The organism is Burkholderia cenocepacia (genome assembly GCF_900446215.1).
Taxonomy (GTDB): Bacteria; Pseudomonadota; Gammaproteobacteria; order Burkholderiales; family Burkholderiaceae; genus Burkholderia; species Burkholderia cenocepacia.
Map to the genome: position 1 here is coordinate 481912 of NZ_UAQZ01000013.1, position 16734 is coordinate 498645.

11 protein-coding genes are annotated in these 16734 nt (G+C 67.2%); 3 read left to right on the plus strand and 8 right to left on the minus strand.

The window, feature by feature from the left end:
* Nucleotide 1: 1 nt before the first annotated feature.
* The 3 genes from DTA15_RS24710 to DTA15_RS24720 all read right to left on the minus strand — a co-directional run bounded on the left by DTA15_RS24710 (nt 2) and on the right by DTA15_RS24720 (nt 5348).
* A complete protein-coding gene (locus DTA15_RS24710; protein WP_006488892.1) occupies nt 2-586 on the minus strand; it encodes a putative glycolipid-binding domain-containing protein in 585 nt (194 codons plus the stop codon).
* A 101-nt stretch (nt 587-687) separates the two neighbouring features.
* Nucleotides 688-1113, minus strand: a complete 426-nt coding sequence (locus tag DTA15_RS24715) for an outer membrane protein assembly factor BamE (RefSeq protein WP_006488903.1) — start codon at nt 1111-1113, stop codon at nt 688-690.
* 44 nt (nt 1114-1157) lie between these two features.
* Nucleotides 1158-5348 (minus strand): autotransporter adhesin, encoded by a 4191-nt coding sequence (locus tag DTA15_RS24720; RefSeq protein ID WP_006488841.1) that lies wholly within the window; start codon nt 5346-5348, stop codon nt 1158-1160.
* Nucleotides 5349-5856: 508 nt separating this feature from the next.
* Between DTA15_RS24720 and DTA15_RS24730 the strand changes: the two genes are divergently transcribed.
* Nucleotides 5857-6765, plus strand: coding sequence for a LysR family transcriptional regulator (locus tag DTA15_RS24730; protein ID WP_006488912.1), 909 nt, complete (start codon nt 5857-5859; stop codon nt 6763-6765).
* A 19-nt stretch (nt 6766-6784) separates the two neighbouring features.
* Here DTA15_RS24730 and potE read toward each other — a convergent pair whose 3' ends face one another.
* Together potE and DTA15_RS24740 are read right to left on the minus strand one after the other, a co-directional pair.
* Entirely contained in the window at nt 6785-8170 is a 1386-nt protein-coding gene (gene potE / locus DTA15_RS24735; RefSeq protein ID WP_006488914.1) for a putrescine-ornithine antiporter, read from the minus strand.
* Between the two features lie 61 nt (nt 8171-8231).
* Nucleotides 8232-10532, minus strand: coding sequence for an Orn/Lys/Arg family decarboxylase (locus tag DTA15_RS24740; RefSeq protein ID WP_006488824.1), 2301 nt, complete (start codon nt 10530-10532; stop codon nt 8232-8234).
* 505 nt (nt 10533-11037) lie between these two features.
* Here DTA15_RS24740 and DTA15_RS24750 point away from each other — a divergent pair.
* Together DTA15_RS24750 and DTA15_RS24755 are read left to right on the plus strand one after the other, a co-directional pair.
* Entirely contained in the window at nt 11038-13218 is a 2181-nt protein-coding gene (locus tag DTA15_RS24750) for an ornithine decarboxylase (RefSeq protein ID WP_006488848.1), read from the plus strand.
* A 221-nt stretch (nt 13219-13439) separates the two neighbouring features.
* The gene (locus DTA15_RS24755) at nt 13440-14603 is read left to right on the plus strand and encodes an MFS transporter (protein WP_006488832.1); all 1164 of its coding nucleotides are present in this window, start codon (nt 13440-13442) and stop codon (nt 14601-14603) included.
* A 35-nt stretch (nt 14604-14638) separates the two neighbouring features.
* Here the strand turns inward: DTA15_RS24755 and DTA15_RS24760 are convergent, their stop codons facing one another.
* From DTA15_RS24760 to DTA15_RS24770, 3 genes are read right to left on the minus strand one after another with little or no spacing between them, the layout of a single operon-like run.
* Nucleotides 14639-15796 (minus strand): iron-containing alcohol dehydrogenase, encoded by a 1158-nt coding sequence (locus DTA15_RS24760; protein ID WP_006488869.1) that lies wholly within the window; start codon nt 15794-15796, stop codon nt 14639-14641.
* Nucleotides 15793-16128: a putative quinol monooxygenase gene (locus DTA15_RS24765; protein ID WP_006488902.1), complete on the minus strand. Its 336-nt coding sequence runs from the start codon at nt 16126-16128 to the stop codon at nt 15793-15795. The genes DTA15_RS24760 and DTA15_RS24765 overlap by 4 nt, the downstream gene beginning before the upstream one ends.
* A gap of 28 nt (nt 16129-16156) precedes the next feature.
* Nucleotides 16157-16732 (minus strand): glycerol-3-phosphate responsive antiterminator, encoded by a 576-nt coding sequence (locus tag DTA15_RS24770; protein WP_006488888.1) that lies wholly within the window; start codon nt 16730-16732, stop codon nt 16157-16159.
* Between the last annotated feature and the right edge of the window lie 2 nt (nt 16733-16734).

A 16734-nucleotide genomic window follows, 5' to 3' on the forward strand; every position in this document is an offset into this window, starting at 1 on the left:
GTCACGATGCAGGCGTCGCGCCGATGCGCCGCCATTCGTCGTAGTCGGTGACGAGGCCCGCGTCGTCGGTTCCGATATCGGCCGCATACGTGCCGCTCTCGTAGCGATACACGTGCGGCGCCGTGCGCGCATAGCGCTGCTCGCCGCGTACGATGTCGAAACCGGGGAAACGCAGCCACGCGGTGCGAATCTCGGCCGACTCGCCGACGGCGAGCGCCAGCCGCCGGATCGGCAGCGTATTGGTCGACGGACTGAAGCCGAGATCGATGTCGGTTGCGCCCGCAAGCATCGGCGCCTCGACGCCGTCGATCGTCCACTGCCCGGCATCGCAAGCGATGTCCCATTGCCGTGGCGGCGCCGTGCCGGTCCACCGCGTCATGCGCGCCGAACGGGTGAGCCAGTCGGCGCCGCATGCGATCGCGTAGTCGATCCGGAACGGCGTGCCGTCGAGCGCGCCCGTCACCGCCCCCGACAGCGCGATGCCCGTTTGCGACTCGTCGAGCCGGCACCATTCGGCCGCCTGCCACGTCTGCACGATCTGCCATGCGACGCAGTGCGTGCGTCGAGATTCGTTCCGTTGCGTCATATCGTCTCCTGGCGGTCGGGCAGGAGCCGATTGTCGCTCATCGTGCCGATGAACACACGCGGCTTCGCCGACCGCTCTCCCCGGGGCAAGACGGACGAGACTCAGCCGGCTCCCGTCGCGGCCACTTCCGCGCAGCTTTCGGGTTTCCACAGGAACGTACGCGCCACGCGGTCCTGATCGAACAGCACCTTGTACTGGCACTGAACGGGGCCGCTCTTCGACGGCAGATGGAACAGGTAGTCCCACTCGCGCACGCCCATCAACCCTTCCGAGAAGTGCGGCGTGCCGAGCAGCGCATAGAGCTGCGTCTTGTTCATTCCGGCACGCACGCTGCGCAGGTTGTCGAGATTCGGCCATGCACCGTCGTTCACGCCGGCGTGGCTCACGTCCGGAAACACGGGCTGGTCGGTCGTGCCTTCCGGCTTGACGGTGCTGAGACTGCCGCAGCCCGCAACGACAGCGGCAACACAGACGGCCACCGTCGCGCGAGCGGCCTGGATCGTTACGCGAATGCGCAGGTTTTGCATGGATGGCTGGATTCCGGTGTGATGGATTTTCATGAGGCGGGCGCTCACCACTGGTAACCGACGCCGACCGATGCGCCGAGGTCACCACGCGATGTACTGCTCGCGGAGCCCTTCAGCACCCAGTTGCCGTTGTCGGACACGGTGGACAGGCCGAGCGCGACACCGCTTTCGCCGCGCCACGCACCACCGCCGAGCGCGACCATGCTCTTGCCAGGCAGATACGCCTGCGGCAAGCTGGCCATCGCCATCGCCGCGGCAACGCCCGCGGTCAACCGGTGATCCAGACTCTGCATGTCGCTGCGCACGCCCGCGATCTGGCTCCCGAGGCCATGTTCCATCGCGCGCAACTGGTTGACGTTGACCGCATCGGTGCCGGCCGTGCCGGGCGCCACGTTGACGATCTGGCGTTCGCGACCGGTCGCGCCCATCGACACCGCGTTGTCGCGGCTGCCGTCGGAACCCGCACCCAGCGCGACCGAATTGCTGCCCGACGCCTTCGCACCGTTACCGATCGCCGAAGAATTGCTGCCCGTCGCGCTCGCCTGGTTGCCGAGCGCCGTGCTGTTCGCACCCGACGCGACGGCACCCGCGCCGCCGGCTACCGCGTTGCTGCCACTTACGGCAGGTGCGACCGGCGTTTGGTCCTGGCTGACCTGGAACATGCCGCCCGCGCCGTTCTTCACGCGGGTCACGTCGCCTTCGACATTCGTCATCCGGTCGCCGAGCTTCCGTACGTCGTCGCCGACGTTCACGACATCGCCGGCCACCTTCTGCACCTGCTGATCGGTGTAGTCCTTTGCTTCCTTGACGGCACCGTCGAGCTGGCGCACGTTCACCGCGTCGGTCGCTTCGCGGCCGTCGGCCACGTTGCTGACCGTACGCTCGGCACCCGGTGCGCCGACCGACACCGTGCCGGCCGTGCTGTTCTGCGCCCCGGAGTATTTGCCGGCGTACTGCTCCGCGCCGCGATCGGCGACGGAGCCCGCGCCCAGTGCGACATCGCCGTCCTTGCCTGCGACCGCGCCGTTACCGACCGCGACCGAATCGACGCCGCTGGCGGTCGCCGCCGGCCCCATCGCCGCGCTGCCCACGCCGTTCGCCTGCGAGTCGGGCAGCGGCGCCGTGCCGCCGTTCGCGTGGAAGTACTTGATGCCGCCGCCGTTCGCGATGGTGTCGACCTGGTCGCCGAGCCGCGTCACGTTCCGGTTCGTCTCGTACAGTTGCGAACCGTTGACCGCATCCGTACTGGTCGCCGACAGTTCGCCGGCCGCGACGTTCGTGATTGCCGCCGGCGCGCCGCCCGGGTTCATCGTCACGTGCGTGTAGTCGATCGTGCCGTCCGGGTTGCGGTCGTATTTCACCGCGCCCGCGCTCCAGTCGACGACGCTCGCCTGCAGCGACTTCAACTGGCTGACGTTGACGGCATCGGTATCGCCGGCGCCGGCCGCGACGTTCGTGATCCGGCGCGCCGCACCGCTGCTGCCGATGCTCAGTTCGCCGACCGGATTCGTGCCGGCCAGCGTACCCGTGCCCGGGTTGTACGCGGCATTGCCGAGTGTCGCGCCGTCCGCGATCGCATTGGCGCCCAGCGCAACACTGCCACCATGGCTCGCCGTCGCCTGACGGCCCAGCGCCAGCGCGTCGTCGGCGCTGGCGGTTGCCGCATAACCGACGGCCGTGCTGCCAGGGGCTTGCGCAAACGCGTCAGTCTGCGCAAGGCCCGCTTCGTTCGTACGTACATAGCGGATACCCGTCCCGTTCTGGTCGGTGTAAGACTGGCTCGTATCACCGGCGATGTGGTTCAGCGTGTCGCCCAGCTTCGTCACGTTTCCATTCGTTTCGTTGAGCTGCGAGCCGTTCACGGCGTCGGTACTGTTCGCAGACACGTCACCTTGCGCCACGTTCGTGATCTTCGTGCCACCGGTCTTGCCGCCGTCCGTCGAGGCCGGGCCGTCGAGCGTGATCTGCGTCTTCGGATCGCCCGGGCTGCCGTCGTACTTCACCGCGCGGTCGCTCACGTTGCCGACGCTCGTTTCCACCGACTTCAACTGGCTCACGTTCACGGCGTCGGTATCGACCGAGCCCGCGGCCACGTTCGTGATCCGGCGTTCCGCGCCACCGCTGCCGATGCTCACCTCGCCAACCGGGTTCGTCCCCGCAAGCGGGCCCGTGCCCGGGTTGTATGCCGCGTTTCCGAGCGTGCTGCCATCCGCGATCGAATTGGCGCCGAGCGCGACGCTGCCTGCATGCGAGGCCGTCGCCTCGCGACCCAGCGCCAGCGCGTTGTCCGCGCTTGCGGTCGCCGAGTAGCCGACGGCCGTGCTGCCCGGCGCCTGTGCGAACGCATCGGTCTGCGCGAGACCCGCTTCGTTCGTCCTCGCGTAACGAATGCCTGTCCCGTTCCGGTCCGTGTATGACTGGCTCGTATCGCCGGCGATATGGTTCAGCGTATCGCCTAGCCTCGTTACGTTCTGGTTCGTGTCGTAGAGCTGCGAACCATTCACCGCATCGGTGCTGTTCGCCGACACGTCGCCCGCCGCCACGTTCGTGACCTTCGTTGCCGTGCCTCCCGGGTTCATCGTCACGCTGTTGTAGTTGATCGAGCCGTCGGGGTTCGTGTCGTACTTCACCGCCTGCTCACTCGCCTGCCGAAGCTTCTGGTTCGTGTCGCTCAGCTGCGCGCCGTTCACCGCGTCGGTGCTGGTCGGCGACACGTCGCCGGGTGCGACGCTCGTGATCTTCTGGCCGGCCATGTTCAGCCCCGACCCCGACAGCACCGGGCCGCCGTTGTCGATCCCCACGCTCGTGAACGTCGGCGTGTCGCTCGTCGCGACCGTGATCGTCGAACCGTTCTGCGTCAGCGCGATGTTCTTGCCGCCGTCGACCGTCATCGTCGCGCCCGGCCGGATCGCCGCCACCGACGTACCGCTCGCATTGCCGCTCGTCGTCACGTTCCAGCCTTCGTTCAGCGCGTTGATCGCGTCGCTGATCGTCGTCTGCCGGCCGCCCGCGATGTTGTACGTCGGGCTCGTCACCTTGCCCGTCGCGGGGTCGTACGACGCACCGCCGCCCATCGCCGACGCCGTGCTGTCGCCGAGGTTGTTGACGGTCTGGTTCGTCTGGTTCAGCTGCGCGCCGTTGACTGCATCGGTGCTCGTCGACGACACGTCGCCAGCCGCGACATTGGCCAGCTTCGACGGCGAACCGCCCGGGTTCAGCGTCACGCTGTTGTAGTTGACCGACCCGTCCGCGTTCGTGTCGTATTTGACCGCACGGTCCGACACCGCGGTCAACTGGTTCACGTTCACCGCATCGGTCGCGGCCGTCCCGCCGGCGACGTTCTTGATCTGGCGTTCGCTGCCCGCGCTGCCGACCGACACCGCACCGGTCGACGCAATCGCGTCGCCACTGAACTTCGCGGGGCCCGCCGCATTCGCCGCACCGACGCTGTTCGAGCCGAGCGCGATGCTGTCGTCGACGCCGGTCACGGCGCCCGCCCCGAGCGACACCGAGTTCGCCCCGCTCGCACGCGTTTGCGTGGCCGGGTTGTAGTTCGCGCCGTTCGACACACCGTCGTTGCCGGCCGCCCGCGAATCGGATGCGCCGATCGCAATCGACCGATAGCCGTCCGCCAGCGCCGAGTGCCCCATCGCAATGCCGCTCTCGCCCTTCGCATACGCGACGTTGCCGAGCGCCATCGAATAATCGCCGCTTGCCGCGGATTGCCGGCCGACCGCGATACTCGTGTTACCGCTCGACAGCGCAACCGGGCCGATCGCCACGCCCGAATTGCCCTGCACCGCTGCGGCGCCGACGCCCAACGCCACGCCACCCTGCGCGGCGCTCGCGCGATCGCCGACCGCGACGCCCGCCGTCTGCGCGGACGCATTGTTGCCGACCGCCGTCGAACAGCCGTTGGTCAACACGTAGGTGCCGCCACCCGACGACGTGTTACCCGGATTTTTCCGGTCGACGAAATTCTGGCCGCAACTCTGGTCGACCGTTGCCGTTTTGCCCGACGGCGCATTGTTCGCGCCACCCGATACGACCGTCTGTGCCAATGCATCGGGCCCCGTCACGGCGAACCCGGTCGCGGCCACGCCCAGCGCCAGCAACCCGCGCGACACCTGGCGACGTGCGCTGCGCGCCGGCTTGCCGCACACGGCGGCATGCTCGTGAACCGCGATCCAAGCGCGGATCGTTTCATTCCAGATTGTTTTGTATATCTTGTTCATAGCGGTTTTATAGGTGCCGACGCAACTGATCAGTAGTGCGTATCAACTTGTCGTTGCGGACGCGAAATCGGGCGGTCGGGAGAAACCGAAACAGATTGACGGGCCGGACGTCCGGCGCGCTGTCGCCGGACACAGTTGCGACGCCGGACGGGCCCGTCGGGAGAAAAGACATCGATGCGACGCATCGGGTCATGCCGTACATCAACCAGAACCTGTCGAAACGGACAGATCGCGGCGAAGGTTACGGTGCGTCAGGGCTTGGCGGTAGCTTGTCGAACCGATATCCAATATCGGCACAACGCACATCCCTCGCGGAATGGCGCTTTAGTACCATCTTTCGATTGAAAAACGGATCGATATGCGAAATATTTTCCGGCTGGTTGTGAATACGTTGTATTTACCGGAAGACTCATCGCATGCAGAGCGCATTACACGCAATCCGAGAATGAATCGTAGAATTTCGGCGTGGATTATAGGCCGATTTTAATCAGATAAGAGGCGTAATTTCATGGATTTGTTGGCGACGATGCGGATCTACGTCAGAGTCGTAGAGCGCGGGACGATGTCCGGCGCGGCGCGGGATCTCGACATGGGCCAGCCGGCCGTCAGCGAGCGCATCGACAAGCTCGAGAAATTTCTCGGCACCCGGCTGCTGATGCGCAGCGCGCGCACGCTCAATTGCACGGAAGAAGGCCGCATCTTCTATGCGCGCAGCAAGGAGTTGCTCGAAGCAGCGGAAGATACGATTGCCGCGGTATCGAAAACCGAGAACACGCTCGTCGGCACGATCCGGCTCGCGGCGGCGCAATGCTTCGGCGAGGTCGTGATGCCGCAGGCGCTGATGCAGATCCGCACGGCCTACCCGCGGCTTCACATCGACCTGGTGCTGAACGACAACATCGTCGATCCGGTCACGGAAGGCGTCGACATTTCGATGCGTCTCGGCCAGCTCGGCGACGGCGGGTTCGTCGCGCATCCGATCGGCGAAGTCGGCCGCGTGCTCGTGGCCGCACCGTCGTATCTCGACCGGTTCGGGCCGATCGAAACGAAGAGCGACCTCGCGAGCCATCCGTTCATTCGCGTGAAAGGCATCTTCGCGAACGAGCAACTGCCGCTGCAGGACGAAGACAAGACCGTCGAATACGCCCGGATCCAGACGGTGATGACGACGAGCCACTGGCGCCCGATGTTCGATACGATCGTGGCCGGCGGCGGTATCGGCGTGGTCCAGTTACCGGCCTGCATCACCGCATTCCAGCAGGGAAAGCTCGTGGAGATCCTGCCGCGCTACACGATCCCCGACTATGCGCTCAATGCGCTCGTGCAGGCGCAGCGCCCGCTGCCGCCACGCGTGCGCGCCGTCGTCGACCTGCTGAAGAAGGAAGTTCCGCTGCTGCTGACGAAGCATCGCCGGTAGTCGCCGCCCTGCGCCGCCATCACGCCTGCAGCGACTTCCCCGGCTCCTTCACGTGCGCATCGACTTCCATCTGGTAGAAGCGCGCGCTGACGAAGCCGAACAGCGTCCAGCCGAGGAACACGCACAGGCCGCCGAGCATCAGCGCCTGCTCGCCCGAGCTGAACAGCGCATAGAAGCTGTACGCGGTCGCGACCATCGCGACCACGTTCGTCACGAGCGCCTTGCCCGGCGGTACCTTCGCGACCTTCTGGATCGTGATCAACGCGGCCATCGACATCACGTAAGGCACGAGGTTCGTGACGACCGCGAGATCGACGATCTTCTGGAACTGGCTGCTCAGCTCCGGGCTGATCGTCATCAGCGCGAGCGCGACCTGTGCGACCAGCAGGATCACCATGCCCACGATCGGCGTGCCCGTGCGCGTGGCACGTGCGAACACCGGCAGGAAGTAGCCGACGTCCGCCGAGCTCTTGAACACCTGCGCGACCGTAAACTGCCAGCCGAGCAGCGAGCCGATGCACGCGATCACCATCAGCGCGGTGACGATCGTGCCGACGGTCGGCGTGAACATCGTCGCGAATGCGATGCCGAACGGCGCGTTCGACTTCGCGAGGATCGCGTTGGGCACGATCCCCGCGATCACGTTGGTCGACACGATGTAGAAGATCGCCGACGCGATCGTGCCGCCGAGCACGGCGATCGGCACGTTGCGCTCCGGATTCTCCACGGCGTCCGAGTTCGCGCACGCCGATTCGAGCCCGAGGAACGCCCACAGCGTCACCGCGATCGAGCTGCCGACGGCCGCCCCGAACGGCATGTCGTGCGGATTCCACGCGGCGCCCCAGGTCGCGCCGCTGAACCAGAACCAGCCGATCAGCGACACGACGACCACCGGAATGATCACGCCCCACACGGTCACCGCGCCGATCCGGCCGGTGATGCGCGAGCCGCCGAAATTCGCGACCGTCGTCAGCACGAGCAGGAAGATCGTCCACAGGCCCGTCTGCAGCGGCGACAGCGTCGCGTCGAACAGCACGGTGCCGTAGCCGACCGCCGTGACGCCGATCGCGACGTTGGCGATCACGAGCGACAGCCCGTACGTATAGTTCGCCATGTAGTTGCCGGCCTTGCCGAACGCGTACTCCGCGTAGCCGCCCATCCCGCCCGGCTTGCGGCTCAGCATCCCGCAGCGCGCGAACGCATAGGCCAGCGCGAGCGAACCGCCGGCCGTGACGATCCACGACAGCAGCGAGATCGTGCCGACCTGCGCGAGCTTCGACGGCAGCAGGATGATGCCGGAGCCCATCATGTTGACCGCCGTGAGAATGGTGAGCTGCCAGACGTTCATCCGGTGTTTCTGCGCGGCCGCCGGGGCCGCGCCGGACACGCGTGCTGCATTTTCCATGGTGTCGATCCTTCGATGTGAGGCCGCCGCGCGGCCGGTCGCTCGTTCGCCCGGTCGGGCGTCAGGCCGTCAGGCAGTACACGCGGTACGTACCGTCCTCGACCTCCACGCCATGCGTGTCGTGCGCGAACCCCGGGAACCGCCGGTCGTACGCTTCGAGCGCCTTCAGGTAGCCGAGCACCGGACCGCCAGCCGGCCCCGCGTTCTCGCCCGGCATCAGGAGCGGAATGCCCGGCGGATACGGCACGACGCCGGTGGCCACGGTACGCCCGGCCAGCTCGTCGAGCGTCACCTGCTCGATGCGACCCTGCACGAGATGCTCGTACGCGCGCACCGGGCTCATCTCCGGCTTCGGCAGGATCGAGAACGCCTCCGACATCAGCCGCGTCGTGCCGAGCTGCTCCATCGCCGCGAACATCGTGTCGGCCAGGTCCTTCAGCCCCATGCCCGCATAGCGCGAGCCATACTCCTTCGCGAGCGACGGAATCGCCAGGTCGAGCGGCAGGTTCGCGTCGTAGTCGCGCTTGAAATCGCACAGCGCGCTGACGAGCGAACCCCACTTGCCCTTCGTGATGCCGATCGAGAACAGGAACAGGATCGTGAAATCGGTCGTCTTCTCGACCACGATGCCGCGCGCATCGAGATACGCGGTGACGACGCTCGCCGGGATGCCGACCGGCATCAGGCCGCCGGCCGGCGCGACGCCCGGCGTGACGATCGACACCTTGATCGGGTCGAGCATGCAATAGCCGTCCTCGATGTTGCCGAAGCCATGCCATTGCGCGCCCGGGCGCAGCACCCAGCACGCCGGGTCGCTCGCGAGCAGTTCGGGCGGCGCATCGTGGAACGGCAGCGTGCGGCCCGTGCGCGCCTCGAGCACGGTGTCGGGCTGCCAGCATTCGAAGAACCAGTCGCCCTTCGCGCCGAATTCGCCGTTCATCCGCGCGATCATCTGCCGGAACGCGACGGCCTCTTCGATCGACTCGCGCGTCAGCGCGGCGCCGCCGGGGCCGTCCATCATCGCGGCCGCGACGTCGTTCGACGCGATGATCGCGTAGTTCGGCGACGTCGACGCATGCATCATGAACGTTTCGTTGAACTGGCCATGCGGAATCGGGCTGCGGCCGTCGCGCACGTGGATGTAGGACGCCTGCGACAGCGCGGTCAGCAGCTTGTGCGTCGACTGCGTCGCGAACACCGTGGGCCGGTCCGCATGATGGTCGCGCGGGTCGCCGTGCATCGCATGGCGGTCGCGATAGATCGGGTTGAAACGCGCGTAGCCGTACCACGCCTCGTCGAAGTGCAGCCGGTCGACGCTCGCGCCGAGCAGCTCCTCGACGCGCGTCACGTTGTAGCAGAGGCCGTCGTACGTCGAGTTCGTGACGATCGCGTGCTTCGGCTGGCGATCGGCCAGCCCGGCCGCGAGCGGGTTCGATGCGATCGCCTCGCGGATCGCCGTCTGCGTGAGGCGCTCCGAGGCGATCGGTCCGATGATCCCGTAGCGGTTGCGCGTCGGCACGAGGTACGTCGGGATCGCGCCCGACATCGTCATCGCGTGCTCGGCCGACTTGTGGCAATTGCGGTCGCACAGCGCGATCTGGTCGCGGCTCACGCTCGCCATCAGGATGATGCGGTTCGACGTCGACGAGCCGTTCGTCACGTGATACGTGCGATGCGCGCCGAACACGCGCGCCGCGTAGCGTTCGCTTTCGCCGATCGGGCCCGAGTGGTCGAGCAGCGAGCCGAGCTCGCCCACCGAGATCGACAAGTCCGAGCGGAACAGCGATTCGCCGAAATATTCGAAGAACGCGCGGCCGACCGGCGATTTCAGGAAGCCGGTGCCGCCCGTGTGGCCGGGCGTATGCCACGAGTATTCGTACACGCGCGAGAACTTCGCGAGCGCGCCGAACATCGGCGGCAGGACGGTCGAGCGATAGCGTTCGATCGCCGCGTGAATGCGCCCGCCGATGAAGTCGGCCGTATCCTCGAGCAGCCACACGAAATCGTCGACCTTGCCCATCACCGCGGCCGGTACCGACGACGCGACGCTGCGGTCGGCCAGCAGGAAGATCGGCACGCTGCCGTTGCGATGCCGGATCGCGTCGACCACGGCCTCGGACGGCCCGTGGCCGTCCACGCCGAGATCCCAGTCGAGCAGCACGCACTGGATCGACGGATCGGAGCGGAGCAGCACGATGGCATCGTCGGCGGACGTCGCCGTCAGCACGTCGATACCGCGTTGCGCGAGCTCCGCGCTCAGCGTGCGGACCGCACGCCCGGTCGCGGTTTCCTGCGCGATCTCGTCGTCGACCAGTAGCGCACGCATGCCGAGACGGCGGATGCCGCCGACAGAAGTATTCATGATGTTGCCCTCGCTGTTGCGTTGCTTCGATTGGTATTGTTCGTCTCACGAGCACGCGGACAGCAGGCCACGGGCAGCGGCATGAGACGCTCGCCATTCCGGCTTGATTCGCCGTCCAATTCGGAGCCGACTATGCCATGGATGCCTTTCGATGAAAAGCTGACGATTCGGTGAAGCCATCGACGCGTTTCAAATCGGATTTCATCATTGGATCATTTTTATGTGCGCCGCAGCACGCCAATTTCCGATTATTTGATCATGCTCATGCCGCAATGGCATTTCGATCCGGTCCGATTGAGTTCGTATGTTTTTGTTGCTACGATCGGCTGCGCCGGGCACGGCCCGATCGCGGCTGTGCCGCGCCGCACAAGGGTCCTGATGCAGTGCGCAATCGGCAATCGGCATTCGCGGGACCGTTTTCAATCGGCTGTAGCGCGTATCGGTTCGCGATTGCGTCCTGGCGCGAATACGGCTCCCGTTTCAGGTCATTTACCGGAGAGTTCGCGTGAGCCTGTTGAAAATCGCAGTCGAGCCGGCGCTGATCGGCGCCTTCCTCACCACGCACGAACAGGTCGACGTATTCCAGACCGATTTCACGAATATCGCGGCAATCGTCGTCGGAATCGATTCCGCGGAAAAGGTACTGAAAACCGTCGAAAGAACCGGTTTCGCGATTCCGTTCTTCGTCGCGGTCGAGCCCGACCAGGAAGTGCCGCCGTCGGTCCTGCCGAGCGCGAGCGGCGTGATCCAGCTTCGGCACGGCGGCCGCCATTACTACGGCCGGCAGATTTCCGCCGCCGCCGACATCTACAGCGAGAACCTGCTGCCGCCGTTCTTCAAGGTCATGCGCGAATACGTGCAGCGCGGCTACGTCGAATTCGACTGCCCGGGCCACCAGGGCGGCCAGTTCTTCTCGAATCATCCGCTCGGCCGGATGTTCTTCGATTTCTTCGGCGAAACGCTGTTTCGCGCGGACCTCTGCAACGCGGACGTGCGGCTCGGCGACCTGCTGATCCACGAAGGGCCCGCGCTGGAAGCGCAGCGCAACGCCGCGCGCATCTACAACGCGGACAAGACATACTTCGTGCTGAACGGCACGTCGACGTCGAACAAGGTCGTCACGAGCGCGCTGCTCGCGCCCGACGATCTCGTGCTGTTCGATCGCAACAACCACAAGTCGGTGCACCTCGGCGCGCTCGTGCTGTCCGGCGCGCGGCCGGTCTACCTCGAGACCGCGCGCAACGCGTGGGGCCTCATCGGCGGCGTCGACAGCGCGGCGCTCGGCGAGGCGCGCATTCGCGACGCGATCCGCGACGTCGCGCCCGAGCGCGCCGACCTGCCGCGCCCGTTCCGGCTCGCGGTGATCCAGCTCGGCACCTACGACGGCACGATCTACAACGCGCGCGAAATCGTCGACCGGATCGGCCATCTGTGCGACTACATCCTGTTCGATTCGGCGTGGGTCGGCTACGAACAGTTCATCCCGATGATGCAGGACTGCTCGCCGCTGATGCTGACGCTCGGCCCCGACGATCCCGGCATCTTCGTCACGCAATCGGTGCACAAGCAGCAGGCCGGCTTCTCGCAGACGTCGCAGATCCACAAGAAGGACAGCCACATCGAGGGCCAGAAGCGCTTCTGCGATCACCGGCGCTTCAACAACGCGTACATGATCCACGCGTCGACGAGCCCGTTCTACCCGATGTTCGCGGCGCTCGACGTCAACGCGCAGATGCACGCGGGCCCGGCCGGCAAGCGCCTGTGGCGCGACTGCGTCGCGCACGGCGTCGACGCGCGCAAGCTGCTGCTGAAAACCTGCCGCCAGATCCGCCCGTTCGTCCCGCAGCAGGTCGACGGCCGCCCGTGGGCCGACCATCCGACCGAGCAGATCGTCGACGACCTGCGCTTCTTCCGCTTCCATCCGGCCGACACGTGGCACGGCTTCGATGGCTATGCGGACGACCAGTATTTCGTCGATCCGTGCAAGCTGCTGCTGACGACGCCCGGCATCGATCGCGACACGCACGAATACGCGGCGTTCGGCGCGCCGGCGCCGATTCTCGCGCGCTATCTGCGCGAGCACGGCGTCGTGCCCGAGAAGGCCGACCTGTACACGATCCTGTTCCTGCTCACGCCATCGGAGAGTTTCGGCAAGCTGCAGCATCTGGTCGCGCACCTCGCGCAGTTCGAGCGCCATCTCGACCAGGACACGCCGCTGCGCGAAGCGATTCCGTCGCTGTGCGAAGCGTATCCGGAGTTGTACGGCACGATGCGCCTGCGGCAGCTGTGCCAGCGCATGCACGACTTCTACCGCAGCCACGACATGAAGCATCTGCAGAAACAGATGTTCCGGCGCGCGCAGTTCCCGAAGCAGGCGATGCTGCCGCAGGCCGCGAATGCCGAGTTGATCCGCAACAACGTCGAACTCGTGACGCTCGACCGCATCGAAGGCCGGATCGCGACCGAAGGCGCGCTGCCCTACCCGCCGGGCATCTTCTGCGTGGTGCCGGGCGAAGTGTGGGGCGGCCCGGCGCTCGACTACTTCCGCGCGCTCGAAGCCGGAATCAACGCACTGCCGGGCTTCGAGCCGGAAATCCAGGGCGTGTACCTGCAGACGAAGCCGGACGGCACCAAGCAGGCATCGGCGTACGTGGTCGCGGCCGGCGCGGACGCGTCGCGCATGTAGGTCCGGTGGGCGGCTGCACGCCGCCCGCCGTCTGTTCCGGAGACGACCGCCCGGTGCCGCGACGGCCGCGCACCGGCACTTGCGCATGGTCCGACCGTGCGGTACCGTCCTCCTTTCCGGGATAACCGAAGCCTCGCCTCGAAACCCATCCGTCGATTCGATCCGATGCGGCCCCGCCCCTGCCCGGCGCCGTCGCATCGCGCGTACAGGAGGGGTTTGCGTTGGACGTTCGCGTGTATCTGCTGGCCGCCGCCGTGTTCCTGGCCGGCGTTGCCGAAAACATCTGCGTCGGCATCCTGCCGGCGATCTCCGCCGGCCTTCACGTGTCGATCGCCGCTGCCGGACAGCTCACCACGATATTCTCCGCCGTGTTCGCGCTCGCCGCGCTCGTGGCCGCGTCGTTCGTCGCACGGGTCGAACGGCGCACCGCGCTGCTCGCGGCGCTCGGCGCGTTCGCGGCCGCGAACCTGGGCGCCGCCGCGAGCCCCGGCTATGCGAGCCTGTTTGCCGCGCGCGTGCTGATGGCCGCGAGCTGCGCGACGCTGATCCTCGTCGCGACGCGCTTCGCGGCCGAACTCGCGCCGGCGTCGCAACGCGGCCGCGCGATCGGCATCGTGTTCATGGGGATCAGCGCGTCGCTCGTGCTCGGCGTGCCGATCGGGATGCGCATCACCGAATGGGCCGGCTGGCGCGCGGTGTTCGTGTCGATCGCGATGCCGGCGCTGCCGCTCGGAATCTGGCTCGCCCGCCGGCTGCCGCGCATGGCGCCTGCCGCGGCTCGCGCCTCCGGCGTGCCGTCGTATCGCGCCGTGCTGGCGCGGCCGCGGCTGCTCGCCGCGCAATGCGTATCGATCGCGATGATCGGCGGGCATTTCACGCTGTTCGCGTATCTCACGCCATATCTGCAGGCCGTGCTGTCGCCCGGCGCGGCCGCGCTCGAAGGGCTGTACGTCGCGTTCGGGATGGCCGGCGTGACCGGCGCGTGGCTCGGCGGGCTCTTCTCGGATCGGCTCGGCGCTTCGCGCACGCTGTGCGCATGTCCGGCCGTGTTTCTCGTCGCGATGGCCGTGCTGCCGGCGGCCGGTGCGTCGCCGCTCGCATTCGTGCCCGCGATGATGCTGTGGGGCGGCATCAGCTGGTCGATCTCGCCGATCGTGCAGAACTATCTGATCCACACCGCGCCGTCGCTGGCCGACGCGAGCGTCGGCATCAACGTGTCGGCGATGCATGCGGGCGTCGCGCTCGGGTCGGCGTTCGGCGGCGTACTGGTCGGGCGCAATGCACTGCTCGTTACACCGTGGGCCGGCTGCGTGCTGGTGGCCGTCGCGCTGGCATGCGCGTGGGTCGCGGCACGGCCCGCGCGGCAGGCCGTGCGCGCGTCGTGAATCGTGCCGGGCGATGTGCTGCACCGCCCGCCGTCTCACCACGCCTGCCGGTAAATCTCCAGCGCGTCTGCCTCGGCCACCTCGCGCGGATTGTTCACGAGCAGGCGCGTCTGCAACATCGCGTCCGACGCCATCCTCGGCAGATCGGCCTCGCCGATGCCGACTTCGCGCAGCGTGCGCGGAATGCCCGTCGCGACGATCAGCCGGTCGATCTCGGCGATCAGCGCATGCGTTTTCGCCTCGTCGCTGCCGGTGGCCGACGGCGCGACGATGGCTGCCAGTTCCGCATACAGCGGCGCGGCGGCCGGCGCATTGAAGCGCAGCACGTGCGGCAGCACCAGCGCGTTCGACAGCCCGTGCGGTACGTGGAAGATTCCGCCGACCGGATAGGCCAGCGCGTGCACGGCCGCGACCGGCGCATTCGCGAACGCCTGCCCCGCGAACATCGCGCCGACCAGCATCGCTTCGCGCGCGTGCCGGTTCCGGCCGTCGTCGCACGCGGCAAGCAGGTTGCGCGACAGCAGCGTCAGCGCGTGCGTGGCCAGCATGTCGGAGACCGGATTCTTCAGCCGTGCGGACGTGTACGCCTCGATCGCATGCACCATCGCGTCGATGCCGGTGGCGGCCGTCGCCGCGCGCGGCAGGCCGAGCGTGAGTTCCGCGTCGAGGATCGCGACGTCCGCGAACAGATGCGGCGACACGACGCCCATCTTGCGCGCCTCGCCGACCGTGACGATCGACACCGCCGTGACCTCGGAGCCGGTGCCGGCCGTGGTCGGCATCTGCACGAGCGGCAGCCGCGCGCTCGCGACCTTGTCGACGCCGTACATGTCGGCCAGCGCCTGCTGCCCCGGCGCGAGCACCGCGATCAGCTTCGCGACGTCCATCGACGAGCCGCCGCCCAGGCCGAGCACGATCTCGGCATCGGCCGCGACGGCCCGCTCGGTCGCGTCCAGCACCACGTGCTCGGGCGGATCGGCGATCACGTCGTCGATCACGGTGACCTGCCAGCCGTGCGCGGCGAGGCTCTCCAGCGCGGGCGCGAGCACGCCGCTGCGATGCAGGAACGCATCGGTGACGACGCACAGCCGCGCGAGCGCCGGAAAGCGTTCGCGCAACAGCGCGCCGAGCCGGCGCGCAGCGCCGAATTCGACGATCTGCGTCGGCACGGTACGGAATTGAAACGGATTCATCGGGTGCCTCCCGGTGGCGTCGCCGTGCCGGTGTCCGGCTGCACCATGTAGCGCGACACGTCGCGGCGATCGAGCAACGGCATGATCGTCCCGATTCCGATCCGCTGAAAATGCGGCGTTTCCCGATGCGCGTCGAGGCCGTCCGCATCGCGGTAGCGCTCGAGGATCACGATGTGGTCGGGATGCTCCGGCGACCGGAAATACGCGTAGTCGAGGTTCTTGGGCTCGGCGCGCGTGGCCGGCGCGAGTTCCGCGAGCAGTTCGACCACGCGGTCGCCGTTGCCGGGTTTTGCGAAGTAATGCGCGATCACCTGCAGATAGGGTTCGTTCATGCTGGGCTCCAGGTTCGACACAAGCCCGTCACGCCGACGGGTCGAAATTCCACCACGCGCTGTCGCTCGTCGATACCGCGACCGCGCCGTGCCGCCGCGCGCTGCGCACGTCGTCCGCATTGCCGACGAATCCGGACGCGACGATCGGCGGCAGCGCCTGCCGGTCGGCTTCGCTCAGGTGCGCGAGCATCGGCGCCGGCATCAGCTGCACCAGGTTCGGATCGCTCTGCTCGATCGCCTTCACGCTGCGCGGCCACGTCGAACGGTCGGTCACGAACACCTTCTGCATCGTGATCAGCCCCGCGCGGTTCGCGCGCTGGATCGTCGCGACGCGCGTCGACACGACGCTCGCGACACCGATATCGGCCAGATACTCGACGCCGCCCTTGTCCTGGGACAGCCCGTCGCAACTGTCGATGTTGACGATCACGAACTTGCCGGCCCGGGCGAGCGCCGCGACCACCGCCTGCAAGCGCCGCAGGTCGACGTTCGCGACGATGCCGACCTCGGCCGCGCTATCGACGAAGCTGTCGGCCTGCTCGACGCCGTACAGCGTGGCGATGACGGGATGACGGGCGAGACGCGCGCCCAGCGACTTGTCCATGA